The organism is Reichenbachiella sp., from assembly GCF_965233835.1.
GTDB lineage: Bacteria > Bacteroidota > Bacteroidia > Cytophagales > Cyclobacteriaceae > Reichenbachiella.
This window is the reverse complement of record NZ_OZ247585.1, coordinates 3,742,052-3,764,321: the sequence shown is the minus strand read 5'-3', so window position 1 is coordinate 3,764,321 and position 22,270 is coordinate 3,742,052. Positions and strand designations below refer to the sequence as shown.

The following is a 22,270-nucleotide window of genomic DNA, read 5'->3' as shown; positions in this document are numbered from 1 at the left end:
AGGCTAATCGGTTGATTGGTCTCTTTTTTTATTGTCGCCATCTATATGGTTTGCCTATTTATATACTTATATTAAAGTATATTCATTTTTTATTGAGTGAGCGACTAGGTTAAGTTCTATAGATTCCGTTTATTTATATCTCTTATCCGCCTGTCTTTAATTTAACTAAAACCTTTGATGAGTTTTATAAAGTCAGCAATACTGTGTTTAACCTTCCTACCTCTTCTTAGCAGTTATTCATGGGCGCAGACAAGCGAAAAAGGTCTGCCGTTTATTGACTATTATGCACCATCCGATTACCGTGCAGGAAGTTTCAACTTCAACGTCATTCGCGATTCGTTGGGAATTTATTATTTCTCGAACGACGATGGCGTACTTGTGTACAATGGAGTGGATTGGAATCTTATCAAGATCGCCAAAGAGAAGTCAGTCTATTGGCTGCAGAAGAATGATGATGGAATTATTTATGTAGGGTCTGATGGAGAGATTGGTTATATGCAAGCTACTGAAAGTGGCAAGCTATTTTATGTTTCTCTTATGGATAAAATCGACCCCAAATACCATGACTTTGGGGCGGTATGGGAAGTGGCATGCTCAAGTAAAGAAGTAGTCTTTCGATCCAAAAAATATATATTCAGACTTAGAGATGATCAGATCAAGGTATTTGTCTTAGAAGACAGCGAGTTTGACATAGCTTTTACAGTAAGAGATACCATTTACACACGTCAAGTTGGAAAGGGGCTGTTGTATCTGAATGGAGATGCACTGGTTCCTGTGAAAGGAGGGGAATACTTTGCAGACATGAAGGTCAATGTGTTCTTACCGTATGAGGACAAGTTGTTGGTCGCCAGTCGCTTTGACGGTTTGTTCCTTTTGGATAACGAAGGCGTAATAGAGGTTTTTGAAACTGAAGCGGATGACTTTTTGAAAACTTATAAAATTTACCATGGATGTATCACCTACGATGGAAATTATGCCTTGGCTGCTTACACGAAAGGTGTAGTAATTCTCAACAAGCAGGGAGAAATTGTTGAAATGCTGGATGAAAATTCAGGCCTAATAGATTTTCAGTATCTCTTTGTAGGCATGTTCGATCCGAATAATCTCTGGATTGCGAATGGAGTAGGGACGAGCAAAGTCAAAATTCAATCGCCTCTCTCTTACTTTGACGAGCGTCGTGGCCTGAAGGACGTAGGAACGGACATCATAAGATATAAAGGCAATATGTATGCGACCACTTTACGTGGACTATATAAAATGGAGCCTAATCAGTTCGGAGCGCATTTCGTTCCATTTAATCACGAAGATTATTATGAAGTCTTTTCTTTAGGCAAGATGGATGACAAGATGCTCGTAGGTTGTCAACGTGGCCTTATTGCATACGACAATAAGAACTTTGAATTTCTAGACACCGAAAGATTGCATTATGCTCAGGTATCCAAGGACGAATCAGAAGTTTTTGTTGGTCTCGGAGAAGTAGGTATGGGAATCTATTACAAAGAGGGTGTAAATCTAAAGCTAATTCGGCTAGATGGTTTTACTGAGCCTATTAAAAAAATTGAAGAGATTGGAGATAAGATAGTCTTCATTTCAAAATATGGCACTTTGGGAGTTGTCACTCATCGAGTATCGCAGAACACCCATTACTTAAAATTAGAGGAATCTTATGAAGTTGGTAATGCATCGATTGTGCCCTGTGGCGAAAAAATATTGATTGTGGCTAGGGAGAGTTGGTATTATTTGGATGAGACTGGTAAGCTCTCCGAGCCAAGATCTCTGGCGTTGTCAAACAAAGCCTCTAAAATTCTACAGGCGGTGGTACTGCAAGATCAGCATATGTGGGTCAGCTATCAGGATCAGCAGCGCATCAACTATAATGAACTCGTACAAATGGTTGAGGGTAAAATGGAAGCTACCGGGATTGCTTTTGGCTCAAGTTTTCATGTGAATTCATCTTTTGCCGATAGGGACAGTGTACTGTGGTTTATTGGGGATGAAGGAGCCATTCGATACGATCAGAATATCCCTGTGATAGGTGAAACTGAAGCGTTTAATTGCCATATCGAAAAAATGATTTTGGGAAAAGATTCTTTGATCTTCGAAAATGGTTTTAACGTAGGCCCCGTGGACTTGCCTTATGATCAAACGGATATTCGTTTCACTTTTTTCACAGATGAAGTAAATGCAAGTGATGAAAGGTCTTTTCAATACAAGCTAGGAGGGCGGGACGAAGTTTGGTCCGCCTGGACGCAGGAAGCCAAAAAAGACTATACGGGCCTGAGAGCTGGAACATATACTTTTCAGGTTAGGGCAAAAAATGCTGTTAATCAAATAAGTACAATCGATACGTATGAATTTTATGTCAACCGTCCGTGGTATCGATCCAGATACGCAATCATTGCCTATGTCGCTGGTGTTCTGGTTTTGATTTATGTATTGTTTAGAATAAGGACAGCGAGCCTGGAGCAGGCTAAACAAAAGTTGGAGTACTTGGTTTCAAAAAGAACAGCAGAAGTAGAAGAACAAAAAAGGGATTTAGAAACTCAACGCCTCATTCTTCAAAATGCTAATGACACAAAAAATCAGCTTTTTTCTATCATCGGACACGATCTGAGAAGCCCGTTGAACTCACTGCAGGGGCTTACAGATTTGATTCAACATTATCAGGAGGAGGAAGAAACTCAAATGGTAGACGAGATGGTCGAGCATATGGCTGAATCGGTAAAAAGACTGAGACACCTACTGGATAACTTGCTGACCTGGGCATTAAATCAGTCTGGAAATTTCAAAGTAAATCCAGAGCTGATCAAGGTTGATTATTTTCTGAAGGAGATTATTTCAATACTCAATGAGTCTGCAAAAACGAAAAAAGTAGCATTGAAATTGACTGGTGCATCCGGGTGTTTGATTCATGCAGATAAGAATTCGTTGTCTACCGTTATTCGAAATCTGATCAACAACGCAATCAAGTTTTCTAATGAAAACTCTGAAATAGAAGTGAGTTATTCCTGCGATCACGAAAAAACCACCATACTAATTTCAGATCAAGGGGTGGGTATCCCTAAGGATAAACTGGAAGAGATTTTTGAATTGACGCACTCTACCTATGGGACTAACAATGAGAAAGGTACAGGCTTAGGTCTAGTATTAGTTAGTGAGTTTGTTGCGCTCAATGATGGTAACATTGAGGTATCCAGCGAGTACGGAAAAGGAACCACCTTTACGCTTACATTTCCTAATAAATAGTCGTTTGGCAAGAGAAATTGGCCGTTTGTCTATGGTGTAATTATTTCATTTGCAATTAGGAAACTAATCTTCATACTTCGCGTATTAGAATCCTAAATGTAGAATATATCCAATTTATGAAAGGAACGTATCTAGGAGAGTTTGAAGAACTCGTACTTTTAGTTATAGGTGTATTAAATGAAAATGCCTATAGCATTTCAATCAAAGAAGAATTGAAGGAGCGAACAGGTCGAAATCCCAGTATTGGTGCCTTACATTCAGCACTTAATCGATTGACTGAAAAAGGTTTTATTAGTTCACAGGAGGGAGGAGCTACCAAGGCAAGAGGAGGAAGGAGAAAACGATTTTACACCATCACTTCAGCCGGACGTGCAGCGGCCAGAGAGGCCCATGATCTACGAACGGGCCTATATCAGGCCATGCCGAGTCTATCCTTCAAAGGATTGTCACTGGTATGGATGAGCTAAATCCTCCGAAATGGGTCATACGATTGCTGGATGTTTTCTGCAAAGAAGAACATTTGGAAATGCTCAAAGGGGATTTGTATGAACTCTATGCAGATAGGTTCCAGAAGAAGGGTAAGATGTATGCGAAGCTCTTCGTATGGTTTGATGCATTCGATTTGCTTAGACCTTTTTTACTAAAAAGAAACTCAATAACACATAACAACACTTTAGCCATGTTTAAAAATTTCTAAAAATAGCCTATCGAAATTTCATGCGGCAGCGCGTGTATAGTTTGATTAATACCGCAGGTCTGGCCATAGGAGTCGCCTGCTTTCTTTTGATTTTTCTATACATTCATGATGAATTGAGTTACGATACCTTTCACTCTAAATCAGATCGAACCTATCGAATTTTGGAACATTTCGAAAGTGATGGTGTGGGTGAACATTCTGCTAGTCAGCCATTTCCAGTTGGCCCGGCGTTGGTCAATGACTATCCGGGGCAGATCGATCACATGACGAGACTGTTTGATTTTCAGTCACCCTTTCTCAGTTTGGCTAACAGAAAGCTTGATAGGAGTTTCAACGAGCCAAATGTCTTTTTTGTGGATTCCACATTCTTTGACGTATTTGATTTTGAAATGATTGTGGGAGATAAGTATACGGCGCTGGATGAGCCGAACTCTATTCTCATTACCGAAACCATGGCTAAAAAGTACTTTAGCGAGGAAAATCCCTTGGGTCAAAATTTGGAGTTCCAGGGGGAGAGAAATTTAGTAGTGAAAGGCATATTGGCAGACGCACCGCACAATGCCCACTTTCAATTCGACTTTTTGGTTTCTTTTTCTACTTTGAAAGCGCATTACAAAGAACGAAATCAAGAACGAACAATGAATGGTTGGTACTGGAATCCTTGTTGGACTTATCTGGTACTTAATGAAAATACGAATCCTGAGACATTGTCTGACATGCTGCCTGATTTTGTGCAAAAATATTTTCAGGAGAATATCCGAGATGATATTACCATGGAGTTGCAACCATTGACTGATATTCATCTCAAATCAAAGCTTGACTATGAAATTCAGGCCAATAGCAATGAAAGTAATATCTATGTGTTTTCGGCCGTGGCAGTCTTTGTGTTATTGATAGCAGTGATCAATTTCATCAATCTATCCACAGCTAGAGCGACCAAACGGGCGAAAGAAGTAGGCATCAGAAAAGCTTTAGGAAGCCTTAAAAAACAGCTGATTTATCAGTTCATTTTTGAGTCTATCCTTCAGACTATTTTGGCTTTGATTATTGCGGTCATTGGTATTGTATTTATACTACCGAGCTTCAATGCGTTGACTGAAAAGTCAATAACACTTATGACCTTTTGGTCTGCCGAATATTTAAGTGCAGTGGCAGGCTTGACACTGTTCGTAGGATTGATTGCTGGGTTTTATCCTGCATTTGTATTGTCTTCATTCAAAACAACCGAAGTCATTAAAGGAGGAAAGCTCAATAATCATGGAATGAATTTCAGAAAGGTGTTGGTCATCCTTCAATTTTCTATTTCGATGGTGCTTATTGTAGGTACAATCATGGCGATCAAACAGCTACAATTTTTACAAGACGACGATTTGGGTTTCAATAAAGAGGCAGTAATTATGGTTCCGGTAATTGGAACGCCGATAGCGAGCCATTATGAGAGTATGAAAAGTGAGATGCTCTCAAACTCCTCAATCAAGTCAGTAACTGCATTGGAGGAAGTATTGGGAGCAAAACATCAGGTGATGAACTACACTTTTGAAGGCGTGGAAAAATCTAAACCTTATCCTAGACTATTTGTCAGACATGATTTTCTCAAAACTTTTAATATCCCTGTTATTGCCGGTCGTGCATACAGTGAATCGCACGTCACTGACGATAGTTTGGCACTGGTAGTGAATGAAACGATGGTGAAGCAGCTGGGATATGGGTCGCCAGAGGCGGCGATTGGCAAATCTGTTGAGTTGATGCGACGCAGAAAGGGAAAGATCATTGGTGTGGTTCAAGATTTTAATTTCACATCGAAGCATCATCCTATGTCGCCTATTGGGATCGACCTTTGGACTGCTCCATTTACATTTAATTTGTTTATGAAATATATGGCAGTAAGAGTGGATGGAGACAACCTCCAGGAATCCATTGCTATTGTAGAATCCAATTGGCAGAAATTTATCCCAAGTAGACCGTTTGAATATTTCTTTTTGGAGGATCGACTGAACGAATCCTATAAGGCTGAAAGCAAGTTGAGCATGATTACTACTGTGTTTTCTGGCTTGGCTATTTTGGTGGCTTGTTTGGGCCTATTTGGACTGGCTACTTTTACGATGGAGCAGCGCACCAAGGAAATTGGAATCAGAAAAGTATTGGGCATACAGACTAAAGACATAGTGCTCTTGTTGTCTAAAGACTTTATGATGTTGGTAGGTGTTTCATTTGTGATCGCAGCACCGATCGCCTATTTAATGATCGATTGGTGGTTGGCAAGTTTCGCCTATCGGATTGACCTCTTGTTATGGCCCTTTGCAGTAGCTGGTTTGGCTACATTCTTAGTGGCCATGATCACGGTGGGTGCGCATTCATTGAAGGCAGCTACTATCAATCCAGTGAAGACATTGAAATATGAGTAACTGGTAATGAAGCCTGAAGAGTTGAAAATATTTTTAACTCTTCAGGCTTCATTAAAAATGACTATTCGCTGGCGAGCTTATCATATACTTTGTAGATGATGATAATCTGCAAGACAATGGCTGGTAACAGGATAAACAACCCTACAAAACCCAGTATGAACGTTAAGAAACATAATCCTGCGCCTATTTCAAGTAGTCCGGCAACTTTTGCCAAATCTCCCAATTCCTTGGCTAGTTTAAACAATGAAATTCCAAAGGCCATATCTATTCCTGCAAAGGCCACACCTTCTATCCCTTTTATCAAAAAGAATTCTTCTTCTGAAAACTTTGAGAAAAGGGTGATGATATCGTAGAGTTCCATGATAGACATGGACCCTATCATCAGAAATGAACTGATTTTTAGCCAAGAGCTCTTATGCAGTTTGCCTATTTCCACAAAGCCAAGCATGAAAAAGATATAAGTGGCAAGAATGATCAACTTAGCGCTCGTATAAATCCAGCTGTAATAGATGGGGAGGTCTGTTTCGAATCGGTAGAAGTCGAGAAATGCTTCCGCAATACCTGTCATAAAATACACAATCCCTAAAATCCACGCTAGTTTCAAAGTATCGACACTCTTTTTGACGTGCGCTTTATTGTAGATTCGGTTGAAATCGTAGTCCAATGATTCTAAGATAATTCGCAAGGTAGAATCCCTAGGAGTTACTTCCCCAGCTTCTATCCGCTGTATAGTGCGTACACTTACATTACAGCGTTCTACCAATTCTTCTTGTGTAACGTTCTTTTCTTGTCTCAGCGAAACTATCGTCTGACCGAGCTGTGGTTGTTTTAGAGTTGCCATTTTTCTTATCGTTTTTTGCAAGCTTAACCGACGCTCAATAATAGTTCAAATTTTGGAATTGAATCTAACCCGTCATTTACCCGTCATTTGTAAATATGTCTATTTTTAGAGCTTTGAAAGGCTTTTTATCAAATGGACATCAATCATCAGTAGCCAGAATAGAACTACAAATTCTAGCCCTACCATGATGTGCCATTCAAAGGGATATGTGAGTGCCTGGGCGTCACAACCAAAACTCAGATAGATGAGTATAGCAGAACCCAAAGTAACCAACGAAAAGATGATGGTAAAGATGAAGGACAGTTGGGGCGTTTTTTGAGCCACAAACTTCATGAGCATATAACTATGACGAAAGGCAATCAGCGAACCTCCGAGATAAAAAATAGCTGTAAGAGGGTTAGTGATGATAGTAAAAAATTCTAGCGGCGGATCGAACCTGGATAGGTAATTAAAGTCGAACAGATAACCGATAAACAGGATAGAAAATAGTGCAAAACCTATGTTCCAATACCGTTCTCCTTTTTCAATTTTGATCACTATTTTGCTGATTTCAAATGCTTGCTCAAAAATGCTAAGAACGGGGGAATTATGAAAAGGATATTTTCATTAACTAAACCTATAAGGTTTGTTTGCAAAAGAAAAGACCCTCTCTCAAGGGTCTTTTCATTGATGCATAATCCATCGGGCAATGGACTATATCGTAATAAACACACTAATCGTTTTTCTTTTAGTTGGTCAGTTGGTGACAACACCAACTGAGGAGTTTAGCCGTGGTTCGTGTCCTCACGAACCACCCATGGTTAATTCCCTCTCAGCTTTTGGATCAAAGCCAAAGTAGCTTTTACCTTGGCCGTCAATCCAGCATAGTCATATTCTCCTTCAGAGTTTTTCACAAAGAGTTTCGATCCCATACCTACACAGTGCACACCGGCATTGATCCAACCTTTTAGGTTGTCTTCGGTAGGCTCAACGCCACCGGTTGGCATGATGCTACTCCAGGGGAATGGCCCTTTTACTGCCGCTACGAAAGATGGACCGCCCACTTGCGAACCTGGGAATATCTTCACTACCTCAGCACCAAGTTCCTCAGCATAAGAGATTTCAGTAAGAGATCCGCATCCAGGAGACCAAGCGATTTTTCTTCGGTTACATACCTTGGCCATGTCAGCATTCAGGATTGGTGATACCACGAAGTTGGCTCCATTTTGAATGTAAAGTGAAGTGGTGCCAGCGTCTACCACAGAACCGATGCCTAAGATCAATTCAGGGGTCTCTTTGGCTGCCCATTTGTTCAATTCTGTAAAAACTTCATGAGCAAAATCGCCTCTGTTCACAAATTCGAAAACTCTTACGCCGCCTTCGTAGCAAGCCTTCAATATCTTCTTGCAGATTTCGATGTCTTTGTGATAAAATACAGGCACCATCCCTGTGGCCCCCATCTGCTGCGCTACTTCTATTCTTGTAAATCGTGCCATAATTTTCTAATTCCAGTTTAATATCGTGTTAAATTCGTACGGTTCAGGGTCGGTCACCACAGTTTTCGCTTTCGCTAAATCTTTGGTGTCTATGAAGTGCAAATTGTGCAAACTTAGTTTGTAAATCTCCGCTTCTGTATCCACTAGTCTCGGCGGTATCACACCATCACCATTTTCAAATTCAGATAAAAACATCGGTTTGATGTCTCCCTTTGAATTGGTGGTGACGATGCATCCACTGACTCCTTCATCAAATAGTTTTTTTACACCCGTGCCTAGTAGTGTACATAGCGTCAAATCATAGCCAATCGGTCGGCAACACCTCAATTCGTATCCCAATTCGACCGGTCGACTTTTGATTTGAATGCCTAATTTTTTCAATTTCTCTTGAACCAAAACATTGAATATATTGGATTTGCTTACGTTGCCTAACTCGGGATGGCCGTGTGCGTCGTAGGTAAATAAGATTCCTGAGTCTTTCAGTTCTTGTTCGTCGATGACGTGGAAAACACCTTCGCTGACTAGGGCTACGCCATAATCAATGCCTTCCATTTTTCGTTTGATCATTGACGAAATGATCAGGTTGACCACCTTGTCTAGAGTGACTTTAGTTTGGTTGAACATCTCCGGGATAATCAACATGGGAAAGTGGCAGGCCGAGGCGATCCCGAAAGCCAGATGTCCTGCCGACCTTCCCATGGCTGACATGATAAACCAATTTTGACTTGTGATGGCGTCTTCGTAGATCGTATTACCGATCTTTACTCCCTCATCCTTGGCCGAATGGAATCCAAAGGTTGGATTTCGATCGGGTAGGGGCAAGTCATTGTCGATGGTCTTTGGTACGTGAATGTTCTTCACGTCCAATTCACTTTTCTTTAAGAATTTGGCTAAGCGGTTGGCTGTGCTGGCAGTGTCGTCCCCGCCGATAGTTACCAAAAGCTTCACATTGAATTTGGTGAAGAACTTGGTGTTAAAATCTGAGTCTTTGGGTTTGAATCTACTCATCACCAAAGAAGACCCCCCTCTGCTGAAGATTCGATCTGCATAGGCAAAGTCGAAGTCTGTGATTTGAGGATCGTCAGACAAAATGCCCTGGTAGCCACCGTGCACGCCGATCACACGATAGCCGTCCTTCAGAAAGGTTTTGGCAACAGTGCTCACTACAGTGTTGATGCCCGGTGCTGGGCCTCCGCCGCAAATGATTGCTATGGATGGTTTGGACATTGTTTTTAGTTTTGGTATTAGGAAAAAGAAGGGCAGTCCCGGTTTAAATATTCTAGGAAAAAATATAGACTGCCCGTTCTTCTGAATCGTACTATCTGGCTACTCTACCTGATGCGTCTCCACCCATCAGTTTCTCAACTTCTGCTACCGTTACCAAATTAGCATCCCCTTTAATAGTATGTTTTAGACAAGATGCCGCCACAGCGAAATCTAGGGCATTTTGATCATCCTCTGGGAATTTCAACAATCCATAGATCAATCCACCCATGAATGAATCTCCACCACCAACTCTGTCTACAATATCAGTGATTTGGTACTGGCGAGTTTCAAATAGCTTGTTGCCATCGTACAATACGCCAGCCCATGTGTTGTGAGAAGCAGATATACTTCCTCTCAACGTCGTTATTACTTTCTTAGCTTTAGGGAATTTCTTCATCATCTGCTTACATACAGATAAGAACGCTTCGCCTTTTACATTGTGACCTTCAGTCTGTACTGAAATGCCTTCTGGCTTGATGCCAAAATGCATTTCAGCGTCTTCTTCATTACCCAACACAATGTCGCAGTAAGAAGTCAGCTCTGTCATGATTTCTTCTCTTTTCTTTGCATCGCAGTATGTCCAAAGTTTGGCTCTATAGTTCAAGTCTGTAGAAACGGTAACGCCCATTTCTGAAGCTATTTTTACGGCTTCGAGACAAGCATCAGCGGCACTCTGAGAAATCGCAGGAGTGATACCTGTCCAGTGGAAGAAACCAGCATCTTTGAATACTGCTTTCCAATCTACCATGCCTGGCTGTATTTCACACATAGCAGAGTGAGCTCTGTCATATACAACTTTACTTCCTCTACTTACCGCTCCTGTTTCTAAGAAGTAAATTCCTAATCGATCACCACCAAAAACGATGTTGTTGGTATTTACACCTCTTTTTCTCATTTCCATCAATGCGCACTCACCAATGTCGTTCTTTGGTAGTCTAGTCACAAAGTCCACATCTACACCATAATTGGCTAGCGATACCGCTACGTTTGACTCACCACCTCCATACACTACGTCGAAGTTGTTAGCCTGAGAAAATCTCAAAAATCCCTGTGGAGCCAATCTTAGCATGATTTCTCCGAATGTTACTACCTTTTTCATAATTGTATATTCTTTTGCTTTTACCGTGTTCGTTAACGGAATGCTTGAAAAAATAATCCCTCAATGAGAAGGATTTTTGTTCCGTGTTCGTTAACGATGAATACAAATGTAGTATATTGCTGCTAATTACAAAATCAATCATTGATTTTTTTTAATATTGGCTTCGCATGAAACGAATTACGATTAAGGAAATAGCTAAAAAGGCAGGTGTCTCTGTGGGTACAGTGGATCGCGTCTTGCACAACAGGGGAGAAGTGGCAGAGAAAACCAAGAAATTGGTCAAGCAAATTGCCAAGGAAGGCAATTACTCTACCAACGTGTTTGCTAGAAATTTGAAATTGAATAAAACGCATCGCTTTGCAATTATTCTTCCACAGGATAATGAATATTGGAAAACTCAGCGCGTTGGAATCGAGTCTGCCGCTGCAGAGTATGCGTCGTTAGGAGTTCAATTGGATTTCTATACATTCGATAGGCAAAACCAAGATTCATTCGTGACTCAGTCCGAGTTGGCCTTGCAGTCTGGGCCAGATGCAGTAGTCATGGCTCCACTCTTGGAAAAGGAAGCTTCTGCTATTTGTGAACAACTTGATAACTTAAAAATTCCATACGTATTCGTAGACTCAAATTTGGAGACGGCCAAGCCACTGGCATTTATTGGGCAGGACTCAATACAAAGTGGATACTTAGCAGCCAAATTGCTGAACATAGGTCATCCTGAAAACTGCCAATCTCTAATTATCAAGTTTCGTGACTATGATAGTATTAATAAAACCATTGATGAGCGCATCGAAGGATTCAAGAAATACTACAATGAAAAGGGATTAGACGATTCTCAAATCAAAGAGGTGGAAATCGGATTGGATGAAGAAGCCTTGAAAGAATGGTTAGGTGCTAGGAAGGAAAAAGAGGCTTTGATATTCGTTCCAAATTCTAGGTCTCATCAGGTGGCTAAACAAGCGGCTTCCGTTTGGTCAGCTAGTTCATATAGATTAATAGGTTATGATTTGGTGTCTAAAAACCTGGAGGGCTTAAATGATGGTCGAATAGAATTCATTATACATCAAAACCCAAAAACACAAGGCACTTTGAGTATCCAAACATTGTACAAACACCTCATCCTAAATACAGCCGTAAGCGCTACTCAGTATATGCCGTTAGATATCTTGACCAAAGAGAATGTGGCTTTCGCTGATAATTAATTAAAGGAATTCGAATAAAGTAAAAGCTGCCATCTGATGATGACAGCTTTCTTTGCAATTAATCGACTGAATTTAATTCTTAGTTGTGTAGCACCCAGAAATCGTATACATAGACCTCACCGTAGTTGTTGGGGTCGTCCGTATCGCTGCCTTCTTTATCAGGGTTACTCTGCGTATAGTTACCTATTTTGAAATAGGTTTGATCGTAATTGATGTCCATTACATGATTATTACTGCCATCTTTTACGAGGTAGCTCGAAGCATTACCACTGTTGTAGGCATTGGACAGGTTGCCATCCTCGCTGTAATAGCAGTAGTGTTTGCCATTTATGATTTCAAAAATCACTTCGTGCTGAGTTCCTAGTACATAATCGGTTTTGATTGTCAAATCACTTCTCAATTTCCCACCATTGAAGCTTAAGAAAAGATGAGAGCCTTCTAATCTCAGAACCATCGCGTCGTCAATGCCATCAGATTTGTTGCCATGGATTTGAGTGGCTACCAAATGATTTTTGTTTATCGGCAAATGAGTAATCGCCTGTTTTGAGTACACCACGTGCTGTCCAGTTGTCGTCCAGTAAATATCAGAACTACCATCCTCTTTTCTCTCTCTTAGTTCGGATCTGATATAACTGGAATTTGGCGTAGATCCATTGTTGCTTCTGATGGGCACTTTGAATACTATAGCATCTTGGTTGTCACTCACGAAGTAGTATTCATTATTACCCTCGCCGCAAAGTGTTTTGTCTTCACTTCCATCAGGATAGGTGATTTTCCATTGATTGCAATTGGCCATAAGGTCAGAAGGGACATTAGCGGATCCGCCACCTGAACCTTGTGGTGTAGCACTCACCGACTTGCTTGAAGAAGCATTGCCAGAATCATCATAAGCTATTACCGTGAATGTAAATGAAGTTCCATTGGTCAACCCTGTAATAGTCTTGCTACTTGAGGTGCTCGTAGTGTTGCTTCCGTTATAAGAGATGGATACATAATCAAAATCAGAATCAGAGGGGTTAGTCCATGAAAGGCTCACCTGACTATTTCCTGCAGTTGCACTAAGATTGTTTACAGAACCCGGAGGGGTAGTGTCTCCACCGCCATTACCGCTAGATCCCCATATTTCAGCTTCCGTTACACTGTTCCAGCTATTGCTCGAATTTCCAAAACCTGTGATTCTTACGTATCGGGCATTTACAGCATCGAAAGAATAGGTTTCAAGACTAGTGGTACTACCACTACTTCCAGAAGTTGACGCATTAAAAACATCTGACATGGTAGATGTCGTATTACCAGCTCTGATCTTAAAATACGAATTGCGTTGGTCTCCCTTGTACCAGGCAATTTTCATACTGCTCACACTTTTAATAGAACCCAGGTCATAGGTGATGTACTGTCCGGAACCATTGGCTGACCATCGGGTGCCTAGGTTTCCGTCTAAAGTATTGGAAGGTACATTGCCGTCATTTGCGCTGGCCGATACAGACGATACACTTAGTTTACCATTTTCACCACCAGATCCAGAACCACCAGATCCGCTATCTTCTATAAGGGAGAAGTCATCAAATCTACCGGTACCTCCATTATACTTTCCATATATGGTGATAGAGGAGTTGCTTCCTGAATTGAAAGAGACAGACACTTGTGTCCAGTCGTTGAAATCTCCACCGTCATTGTAATCATTGCTTCCAGCAATGACACCAATGGTTCCTTTGTCTTGGATATAGGCTGATAAAATGTAATTGGTGTTTGGTGAAACGGAAACTGTCTGTTCTGCTTTTCCACCCGATCCAGTGATTTTGGCGGACTTAGAACCAGAATTCGCATCGCCTGAAATGGCAGAAGGATCGGAGTCATTCCAGCCTGTCCAGCTGCTTTCAAATCCAGGGTTGGTAAGGCTGACCACATCGCCCGCTGCCATTTTTACGTTTTCAATAGCTGTCTTTGATTGCTCAAGATCATCTTCCTGACAACTGATGAGCCAACCAGTAGATATCAGCATAATGGTTGCTAATATCACATTTCTCATAATACTCAACGTGTTTTTCATTTTGTTTTAGTTAGTGAATAAATGTTTCAAGGAACACAGTTTAGTCGATTAGTAACTGGTGAACCAATTAGCAATTAGAAGATAAATCATGTTTTAAACAACTGTTATTGGTAAACGTAACTGGTCGATCAATGAGAAGAGTAGTTTTATTGTACTTTACAATTATTACATATTATCTGTCATATATAGCATCTATGTTGGAGATAGAGGCTTTTTTAGCAAGCTTGAGCCGTTTTTACAATTCAGCAGAGTCCTGCTAAATGACAGGTTTTTTCATGGTAAATTTTGTATTTAAAATAATTTACTATAAATTGGTCGACCAATCAACAATGATGTTAAGACAAAACAATGGAATTGCTTAAAAATTTTAGTCAGATAGTTATTGAAACTCCGGTTGATCAAATTATCAACCAAATCAAGCAACTTATCACTTCCGGTCAATTGAAGCCCGGAGACAAGCTTCCATCAGAAAGAAAGCTTTGTGATGTATTAGGTGTAGGTAGAACCCACCTTAGAGATGCTATAAAAAAATTGGAGTTTTATGGAATCCTCAAGACACTCCCTCAGAGTGGAACTGTCGTGGCAGGTATGGGCATTACTGCTTTGGAAGGATTGATTTCTGATGTATTAAAGTTGGAAGGAGATGACTTTAGCTCATTGGTAGAGACTAGGGTTATATTGGAAGTAAACAGTGGAGTATTAGCCGCTGAGCGTCGAACAGGTAATGATCTCAGAGAAATAGAAAAGGCATTATTTGCTCACCGAGCGAAAATCGAACAAGCAGATCATGCTGTAGAAGAAGATTTGATGTTTCATTTGAAAATTGCTGAGGCGAGCAAAAACTCAGTGCTTAAATCTTTGATGTTGATTATTACTCCCGATATACTGTCTTATTTCAAGCAGCACGATGTGTGTGGTGATGGAAGGTCAAACAAGGCGGTAGAGCAGCACGAAAGAATATTGGAAGCAATTAAAAATCAGGATAGAGAGACGGTGGCAAAGGAAATGCGAGGGCATTTAGTGGATATCCTTGATTATTCTAAAACGATACAAGTAGAACAATTATATAACAATAAAAATGAAGGAGTTAATGGAGAACTGACAGGTACATAAAAAAAGAATGGATTAACCAAGGGTCAACCCATTCACAAGCGGGATCGATCTATCAATGTTGAAATATCAATTTGGCCATCGGTATTTCATTGAAGAGATCAATTGCTGATTCAAAGATAACTAAATACTGTTATTCTACAGTAAATGAGTGTCTTTTTTACCTACCCGCATCAGCAAATACTATTTACTAAGTGTGAACAAAATCATTTAAAATGAAAAACATTTTACTATTATCTAAACACTACCAAAAGCTGAATTTGACGCTTTTGTTGCTAGTGTTGAATGTGATGATAATAACGCCGGTATTCGCTCAGGACATCACCATATCAGGGGTGGTAAACTCTGAAGAAAATGAGCCACTACCTGGTGTTACTATTCTAGTACAAGGCACTACTGCCGGAACTGTAACAGATATTAATGGAAACTATAAACTTCAAGCCCCATCTGATGCGGTTTTGGACTTTTCTTTTATCGGGTATTTGAAACAAAGCGTGAGTGTAGGCGGAAGATCTACCATAGATATTTCTCTGTCGCCAGATATTGAACAACTAGAAGAAGTTGTGGTTATTGGTTATGGTACTCAAAAGAAGTCCCACTTGACTGGAGCAATTTCGAAGGTGGAAAACACCAATATTGATCAAATTCCTACTTCAAGAGCGGATCAGGCAATGGTCGGTCGAGTAGCAGGTATGAATGTGCAATCTACTAGCCCTGATGGTGTAGGTGGAGCACCTACTATCCAAATTAGAGGTGTAGGGTCAATTACTGGCGGTTCTGGCCCACTTTTGGTTATCGACGGAATTGCGGTTGATTCCGAGTTTTGGTCAAACATCGACATGAATGATGTGGCATCCATCGAGGTTTTGAAAGATGCGGCTTCTGCTGCCATCTTTGGTTCTAGGGGAGCAAACGGCGTAGTGATGATTACTACCAAGTCTGGAGAATCAGGGAAGACGAAGTTTTCTTACAATGGTTTTTACGGATGGCAAGATGTTCAAAACAACCCTGACTACAATACCTCTGTGGCAGATGGTATGGCTGCAGAAAGAGCTGCTAATGGAGAGTTGTCAGATAGATCAAGGTATAAAGAATTGATCGGAGTTGATAACAACTGGCAAGACATCATTTTCGATGGTGGCAATACGCAAAGTCATACAATCAGTGCACGTGGTGGAAATGAGTCTACTACGTTCAGTACAGCAATGACCTATGCGCACGATGAAGGCGTATTGTTGACGGATGATTTCAAGAAGTATAATTTCAAGGCCAAGGTTGATACAAAAGTTAATGATGATTTATCATTTGGTGTAAGCCTAAACCCTTCTTATACCGAAAGAAGGAGATTCGATGGATCTACTCATGATATTTTAAGGCAGACGCCATGGTTACCCGTTTATCATGATGAAAATACGATTCAATACGTAGATAGAACCACATACCCTGACGTACAAGTTGGTGATTATGCGCTTCAGCGTCATTTCGATAATTATGACCTAGATGGTGACGGTACTTTGATAGATATTAGCAATACGTCTAATACTAATCCGGCTGCAAAAGTTTTGGAGAGGGATAGGACAGACCTGCAATTCAAGATGTTTGGTAAGTTCTATACCAAATATAAGATTACAGATGACTTGTCAATTCAAGCAGCTATTTCTGGAGATTATCAAAATACTGAAAGAAAAAGATACCAAGGTGTTGAGTCTAACAGAAATGGTGCATCTGCAGCTTCTTTGACCATCAATAATGAGAATAAGATTCATATAGTAGGTCAATCATTCGTAAACTATTCTAAAACTTTCGGGGATCACGATATTTCTGGAACAGCAGGTATTGTGGCAGAAACTTTTAAGGAGAGATATACTGACGTTGGTGGTACTGGATATGAATTTGATTATGTACCCACGTTAGATGCAGCATCAACTGCTTCATCTTGGGGCTCTAGAGAAAGAGAAAAGAGATTACTTTCATTTATTGGACGTGTGAACTATTCATTCGCAGACAAATATTTGGCTTCTATCAGTTTAAGAAGAGACGGTAGTTCAGTATTTGGTTCGGAAACTAAGTATGGTAACTTCCCTGCGGCATCTGTGGGTTGGAGAATATCAGAGGAAGCATTTCTTGCAGGATCAAGTGTGCTCAGTAACTTGAAAGTAAGAGCCAGCTATGGAATCACTGGTAATGATCAAATTTCTACCGGAAACAGGTTAAATGATTGGTATTCTCATACTGCTTTATTGAGTTCACGAACTGCTGTTGTAGGTGGAGGAACTGCTGCAGCTTTCAATCCACAAAACATTGCTAACCCTGAGCTAGGCTGGGAGAGATCTATTGAAATTAATCCTGGTATCGATTTCGGATTCTTGGATAATAGAATTTCAGGTTCTGTTGACGTATATAGACGTACTAGTGATGATTTGTTATTGAATGTAGATGTTTCAGGAGTAACTGGATTCAATAATGCTCTAGTAAACATTGGAGAAGTTAAAAACGAAGGTATTGAAGTAGAGTTGAGAACTACGAACCTAAGAACAGATAAGTTCAAATGGACAACTACTGTTTTGGCTTCTAAAAACAAAAATACGCTGACGGACTTTGCTGACTCTGATGGGTTAATCCAAAGTGTGGATTCAAAAAGAGCTGCTGAATGGATTAGCTCTGTAGGCGATCCAATCTCTTCTTTTTATGGTTATGTCGTTGATAGACAAATTGCTTTGGAACATTTGAACGATGCCTATCACCCAATTGGTGCGCAAGCTCAGGATGTATATGTGAGAGATTTGAACGGTGATGGTGTAATCGATGATAGTGACAAAACCATATTAGGCAATCCATATCCTGATTTTATTTGGAGTATTACCAATACGGTTACTTTTGGCAACTTTGATTTGTCTTTCATGTTCCAGGGTAGTCATGGTGCAGAAGTAAGAAATATGGGCGATCAATACCTGTATAACCACTTCAACAGCCGACAGGATTATGATCCGGCTGTGACTCCAGATCAAGAGTTTATTCAGCAGAAAATTTTCACCAATTCAATCGTTCAAGACGCTTCTTATATAGCGCTTAGAAACGTGAATCTGGGTTACAACTTGCCAGCTGCATGGGCTTCGAAAGTAGGCATGACCAGTGCAAGACTTTATGTAAGTGGGTCTAACCTGATGTACCTAAAAGCTAGTGATTACACGGGTTTTAATCCTGAATCATTGACCACTACTTCTCCTACAACTTATGGTTATCAGCGTGCGGGAGCACCTATTCCTAGATCAGTTGTGACAGGTGTAATCATTGAATTTTAATCAGGGTGATCATGAATATAAAAGAAAATACTATGAAAAATTTAAGAATCATAGCGCTGTTCGTACTTGCGATACACCTTATCGCTTGTGAAGACGATTTTTTGTCTCCAGCGCCGAATTCAGCAATTAGCGCTGATGCCTTCTATCAAAATGATACAGAGCTTGAAGCGGGTGTAATTGCCATGTATGATGGTATCCAAGGTATCAATTCTACAACTACAACTGATTTACACGGTATTCAGGTTGAGTTTTACCTTACCGAAATGAGAAGTGATAACACTAAAACTAAAAGTAGTGAAGGTGAAACCGCTCAATTCGAAAGTTATGCTGTAGAGGCGACCAATGGCATAGTAGCAGATTACTATGCGAGCATGTATAATGTGATTTTCAGAGCTAATACTGTATTGGCTAATATCGAGAACGCTTCTGCAGCTAAAGCTGGGCAGTTCGAAGGCGAAGCCAAATTTGTACGAGCTTATGCATACTTTAACCTTGTACGATTATTTGGAGATATACCATTAGCCACCGAACTGATCCAACCGTCGGATCAAGAAACGGCTTTTACTAGAGTTGCTTCAGCAGACGTGTATGCAGTAATCGTGAGCGACTTGGAAACTGCAGTAGCTAATTTGGATAACACTTATAAAAACAGAGCTTCTCTAGCTGCAGCACAGGCACTATTGGCTAAGGTTCATTTAACCTTGGGTAATTATAGCACCGCACAGACGCTTTGTGAAAGCATCATTTCAAGTACTGAGTTTAGTTTAGCTACAGACTTTAACCAACTGTTTTATTCAGAAGGAAATGATGAGGTGATTTTTGCCATTGGATATGATTCTGATAATGGTAATGATAGTCAAAACTTCTCAGCAGAGTGGTTAAACGCCGTGGGTAGAACCAGTGGAGTCAACTATGTGACTGATGATGCGAAAGCTGCACTTACAGCACTGGGTGGTACCATGAGAGCTAGCTATTCAATGAGAGTTGATGCCTTACAGCCAATCCATTCACAGGTGGTTAAATATTTGCCAAATGGCGATGAAAATTTGGGAATAGACGCAGTATCAAGTGACCCTACTTTGGCAGGCAATGATTGGATTGTGCTGAGATATGCTGATGTATTGTTGATGCACGTGGAATCTTTACTTGCAGGCGCAGATGGCCCTATTTCTAACACAGCAGCCCTGGCATCATTTCAAGAAGTGAGAGATAGAGCAGGTCTTACTACTTTGGTGAGTAGCATCACCAAGCAGGACTTAGCTGACGAAAGAAGAGTTGAGTTGGCTTTCGAAAATCATAGATTGTTTGATTTAATAAGATTAGGGTTAGCTGAAAGTACATTAGGAGCATTTGCTTCTTCCAATGGATTCAATTTCTCAGCTAATGATCTATTACTCCCTTTCCCTCAAAGAGAAATCAACTTGAGTAAAGGATTGTTGAGTCAAAACCCTGGATACTAAAATTGAAATCAATGACAAAAAATATAAAAACAGGTAAGTTCATCAAAGTGATGAACTTACTAGCTGGATTTTCATTAATCACCAGTGCTATATTTATCACGGCATGTGAAAACGATACGTTGCCTGGAGCGGGGTCTATTGAGGATACCACACCACCAAAGGCTGCTTTTACCTATAGCTCAGATCCGGAGGATCAAAAGAAAATTGTATTTACAAATCAGTCCGAAAGTGCTACAGATTTTACCTGGGATTTTGGTGATGGTAATACTTCTGATGAAGAAAATCCTTCGAATACATATGGAGCTTTTGGTAACTATGATGTAACAGTTATGGCCACGGATAAACTGGGCATAGAATCGGATACCACAATAACTATTTCTGTAGTTGAAGGCCCTTATCAGCCAGTATTAAAAGAATCTGGTTTTGAAGGTGATGGGGATACTGGAGATGGAAGAGACCCGTGGAGATCAAAGTCTTGGACAGAGTCAGGAAACTCCTGGCCAGATGAGAATTCGGTTTTTGGAATATCGGGTAGTCCGGTAAGTTTTGGAGATCAGGCCGCTAAATTAGAGGCTCAGCCAGATAACCCTCGTCAGGGATATCAAGAATTTGTGGTAGAAGCAGATCAAAACTATGATTTGAGCTTCTGGTATACCATGAAGGATGATTCTTCAGACCCTTGGGCTACGGTGTCTATTGTTGGTGTTACCGAAAATGGACCAATCAGCAGTGCTGTGGAAGCCAAAGCAGGTATAATTGCATCTGTAACTATTAATGATACGTCTGACCCTTCTACTTACGTACAGCAGAGATTAGCATTCAATTCAGGTGAAAACACCACAGTGGCTATTTACTTCTGGAACGACGGAAATGTGGAGACAAGGCTAGATGAATTTTCTATTGATATTGCTCCTGATGGCGCTATTCCACCATCAGTGTCATTCTCTAGTGAGCAGAGCGATATCAATTATTTGTCTTATACGTTTACTAATGCTTCGGTTGATGCTACCTCATACGAATGGGATTTTGGAGATGGTAATACATCTACAGAAGTATCCCCGACGCACGTATATGCAGAAGCGGGTAATTACACTGTGAAGTTAACCGCCAAAAATGATGCAGGTCTTTCTGCTGATTTTTCAATAACGTTTGATCTTCATTCACCAGTTACGTCAGATTTTTCATATGCTGAAGGAGCCGATATATATACTATCGACTTTACAGATGAGTCGACTACTGCAGCAAGTGTAGCGTGGGATTTTGGTGATGGATTTTCGTACAGCACAACGGACGTAAATGCTACAGTGACTCACGTTTACAACGGTGGACCTGGTTTCTATACGGTTACACTTACGGCCATAAGTAGTACAGGCTTTGAAAATGAAAAATCAACGACGCTAGCAATTGGTGTTCCAAAAGTGTTAGGTGGAGATTTTGAAGATACTGAAACTGGTGATGATAGAGATTTCTGGAGACCGAATGATTATTCAGGAGATGAGATAACAGGAGATACCCCTTATGGTGGTAGTAGTGATGGTGCATTCCAGTTGTATAATGGAACTGACACAGATTCAAAAACTAGAGGTGCGAAAATTGATGGTTCGAAGTGTGCAAATGCTGATGGGTCAACACCAGATACTGACACCAGATATGCGTATCAGGAGATGGACCTTAACCCTGGTTCTGAATACTATCTTGAATTCTCATATAACAATGCTGACGGTACTGTAGTAGCAGGTGAAATATTGGATGGTCACTTTGCAGATGGATCAAATGCATTGGCAGCTTCGCTGGATGGATCTAGTTTAGTTGAACTTCAAGGAACTGTTTCTAATGGTGAGATAAGTGGAGGGTCTGACAGCCCACAATGGAGAACCATTAGAGGAAAGTTCACTGCACCTGTTAGTGGTGAAGTATCTATCTGGATGTGGGCACATGGAGGTAAGTCATATTATGATAATATCAAAATACTTCCTGCTGCAATAGTAGATGCGGATTAATTAGATATAAAATTCATACACACTCTGAGTTTTTCAGGGTGTGTATTTTTTCAAAAAATGAGGTCTGATTCTTTTAGATCCATCAACAATATAGGGATGGCTAGCGTGAGCTGGCTC

At 40.5% G+C, this 22,270-nt stretch carries 15 protein-coding genes; 9 read left to right on the top strand and 6 right to left on the bottom strand.

The annotated features are described in order from the left end of the window. The first annotated feature begins 177 nt into the window (after positions 1–177). The 4 genes from ACO6S2_RS15980 (at position 178) to ACO6S2_RS15965 (ending at position 6,348) form a co-directional block, all read left to right on the top strand. Positions 178–3,246 carry an ATP-binding protein gene (locus ACO6S2_RS15980; protein ID WP_422359563.1) on the top strand — a complete coding sequence of 1,023 codons (3,069 nt, stop codon included), beginning with the start codon at positions 178–180 and terminating at the stop codon, positions 3,244–3,246. A gap of 116 nt (positions 3,247–3,362) precedes the next feature. Then, positions 3,363–3,713 carry a PadR family transcriptional regulator gene (locus ACO6S2_RS15975; protein WP_420580902.1) on the top strand — a complete coding sequence of 117 codons (351 nt, stop codon included), beginning with the start codon at positions 3,363–3,365 and terminating at the stop codon, positions 3,711–3,713. Beyond that, positions 3,701–3,943 (top strand): permease prefix domain 2-containing transporter, encoded by a 243-nt coding sequence (locus ACO6S2_RS15970; protein WP_422359562.1) that lies wholly within the window; start codon positions 3,701–3,703, stop codon positions 3,941–3,943. The genes ACO6S2_RS15975 and ACO6S2_RS15970 overlap by 13 nt, the downstream gene beginning before the upstream one ends. Before the next feature lie 20 nt (positions 3,944–3,963). After that, positions 3,964–6,348, top strand: coding sequence for an ABC transporter permease (locus ACO6S2_RS15965; protein ID WP_422359561.1), 2,385 nt, complete (start codon positions 3,964–3,966; stop codon positions 6,346–6,348). Between the two features lie 61 nt (positions 6,349–6,409). Here ACO6S2_RS15965 and ACO6S2_RS15960 read toward each other — a convergent pair whose 3' ends face one another. The 5 genes from ACO6S2_RS15960 to ACO6S2_RS15940 form a co-directional block, all read right to left on the bottom strand. Further along, positions 6,410–7,189: a helix-turn-helix domain-containing protein gene (locus tag ACO6S2_RS15960; protein ID WP_422359560.1), complete on the bottom strand. Its 780-nt coding sequence runs from the start codon at positions 7,187–7,189 to the stop codon at positions 6,410–6,412. A gap of 105 nt (positions 7,190–7,294) precedes the next feature. Further along, positions 7,295–7,726 carry a hypothetical protein gene (locus tag ACO6S2_RS15955; RefSeq protein WP_422359559.1) on the bottom strand — a complete coding sequence of 144 codons (432 nt, stop codon included), beginning with the start codon at positions 7,724–7,726 and terminating at the stop codon, positions 7,295–7,297. 263 nt (positions 7,727–7,989) lie between these two features. Continuing rightward, a complete protein-coding gene (locus ACO6S2_RS15950; RefSeq protein WP_422359558.1) occupies positions 7,990–8,664 on the bottom strand; it encodes a bifunctional 4-hydroxy-2-oxoglutarate aldolase/2-dehydro-3-deoxy-phosphogluconate aldolase in 675 nt (224 codons plus the stop codon). Positions 8,665–8,670: 6 nt separating this feature from the next. After that, positions 8,671–9,891 (bottom strand): 6-phosphofructokinase, encoded by a 1,221-nt coding sequence (locus ACO6S2_RS15945; RefSeq protein ID WP_422359557.1) that lies wholly within the window; start codon positions 9,889–9,891, stop codon positions 8,671–8,673. A gap of 91 nt (positions 9,892–9,982) precedes the next feature. Next, positions 9,983–11,029, bottom strand: coding sequence for a PfkB family carbohydrate kinase (locus tag ACO6S2_RS15940; RefSeq protein WP_422359556.1), 1,047 nt, complete (start codon positions 11,027–11,029; stop codon positions 9,983–9,985). A 167-nt stretch (positions 11,030–11,196) separates the two neighbouring features. Here ACO6S2_RS15940 and ACO6S2_RS15935 point away from each other — a divergent pair, with 167 nt between their 5' ends. Further along, complete coding sequence (locus ACO6S2_RS15935) at positions 11,197–12,231, top strand: LacI family DNA-binding transcriptional regulator (RefSeq protein ID WP_422359555.1); 1,035 nt, start codon at positions 11,197–11,199, stop codon at positions 12,229–12,231. Positions 12,232–12,310: 79 nt separating this feature from the next. Here ACO6S2_RS15935 and ACO6S2_RS15930 read toward each other — a convergent pair whose 3' ends face one another. After that, on the bottom strand, positions 12,311–14,281 hold the full coding sequence (locus ACO6S2_RS15930) for a polysaccharide lyase family 7 protein (RefSeq protein ID WP_422359554.1): 1,971 nt from the start codon (positions 14,279–14,281) through the stop codon (positions 12,311–12,313). A 348-nt stretch (positions 14,282–14,629) separates the two neighbouring features. Between ACO6S2_RS15930 and ACO6S2_RS15925 the strand changes: the two genes are divergently transcribed. The 4 genes from ACO6S2_RS15925 to ACO6S2_RS15910 all read left to right on the top strand — a co-directional run bounded on the left by ACO6S2_RS15925 (position 14,630) and on the right by ACO6S2_RS15910 (position 22,153). After that, positions 14,630–15,394, top strand: coding sequence for a FadR/GntR family transcriptional regulator (locus tag ACO6S2_RS15925; RefSeq protein ID WP_422359553.1), 765 nt, complete (start codon positions 14,630–14,632; stop codon positions 15,392–15,394). Positions 15,395–15,606: 212 nt separating this feature from the next. Beyond that, positions 15,607–18,693 (top strand): SusC/RagA family TonB-linked outer membrane protein, encoded by a 3,087-nt coding sequence (locus ACO6S2_RS15920; protein ID WP_422359552.1) that lies wholly within the window; start codon positions 15,607–15,609, stop codon positions 18,691–18,693. A 32-nt stretch (positions 18,694–18,725) separates the two neighbouring features. After that, a complete protein-coding gene (locus ACO6S2_RS15915) occupies positions 18,726–20,153 on the top strand; it encodes a RagB/SusD family nutrient uptake outer membrane protein (protein WP_422359551.1) in 1,428 nt (475 codons plus the stop codon). An 11-nt stretch (positions 20,154–20,164) separates the two neighbouring features. Continuing rightward, positions 20,165–22,153, top strand: coding sequence for a PKD domain-containing protein (locus ACO6S2_RS15910; RefSeq protein WP_422359550.1), 1,989 nt, complete (start codon positions 20,165–20,167; stop codon positions 22,151–22,153). Positions 22,154–22,270: the final 117 nt, after the last annotated feature.

What these genes read in the sequence shown, in the direction of transcription:
- ACO6S2_RS15980 (WP_422359563.1), top strand. Translation starts at nt 178, where the DNA reads ATGAGTTTTATAAAGTCAGCAATACTGTGTTTAACCTTCCTACCTCTT.
- ACO6S2_RS15975 (WP_420580902.1), top strand. Translation starts at nt 3,363, where the DNA reads ATGAAAGGAACGTATCTAGGAGAGTTTGAAGAACTCGTACTTTTAGTT.
- ACO6S2_RS15970 (WP_422359562.1), top strand. Translation starts at nt 3,701, where the DNA reads ATGGATGAGCTAAATCCTCCGAAATGGGTCATACGATTGCTGGATGTT.
- ACO6S2_RS15965 (WP_422359561.1), top strand. Translation starts at nt 3,964, where the DNA reads ATGCGGCAGCGCGTGTATAGTTTGATTAATACCGCAGGTCTGGCCATA.
- ACO6S2_RS15960 (WP_422359560.1), bottom strand. Translation starts at nt 7,189, where the DNA reads ATGGCAACTCTAAAACAACCACAGCTCGGTCAGACGATAGTTTCGCTG.
- ACO6S2_RS15950 (WP_422359558.1), bottom strand. Translation starts at nt 8,664, where the DNA reads ATGGCACGATTTACAAGAATAGAAGTAGCGCAGCAGATGGGGGCCACA.
- ACO6S2_RS15945 (WP_422359557.1), bottom strand. Translation starts at nt 9,891, where the DNA reads ATGTCCAAACCATCCATAGCAATCATTTGCGGCGGAGGCCCAGCACCG.
- ACO6S2_RS15940 (WP_422359556.1), bottom strand. Translation starts at nt 11,029, where the DNA reads ATGAAAAAGGTAGTAACATTCGGAGAAATCATGCTAAGATTGGCTCCA.
- ACO6S2_RS15935 (WP_422359555.1), top strand. Translation starts at nt 11,197, where the DNA reads ATGAAACGAATTACGATTAAGGAAATAGCTAAAAAGGCAGGTGTCTCT.
- ACO6S2_RS15930 (WP_422359554.1), bottom strand. Translation starts at nt 14,281, where the DNA reads ATGAAAAACACGTTGAGTATTATGAGAAATGTGATATTAGCAACCATT.
- ACO6S2_RS15925 (WP_422359553.1), top strand. Translation starts at nt 14,630, where the DNA reads ATGGAATTGCTTAAAAATTTTAGTCAGATAGTTATTGAAACTCCGGTT.
- ACO6S2_RS15920 (WP_422359552.1), top strand. Translation starts at nt 15,607, where the DNA reads ATGAAAAACATTTTACTATTATCTAAACACTACCAAAAGCTGAATTTG.
- ACO6S2_RS15915 (WP_422359551.1), top strand. Translation starts at nt 18,726, where the DNA reads ATGAAAAATTTAAGAATCATAGCGCTGTTCGTACTTGCGATACACCTT.
- ACO6S2_RS15910 (WP_422359550.1), top strand. Translation starts at nt 20,165, where the DNA reads ATGACAAAAAATATAAAAACAGGTAAGTTCATCAAAGTGATGAACTTA.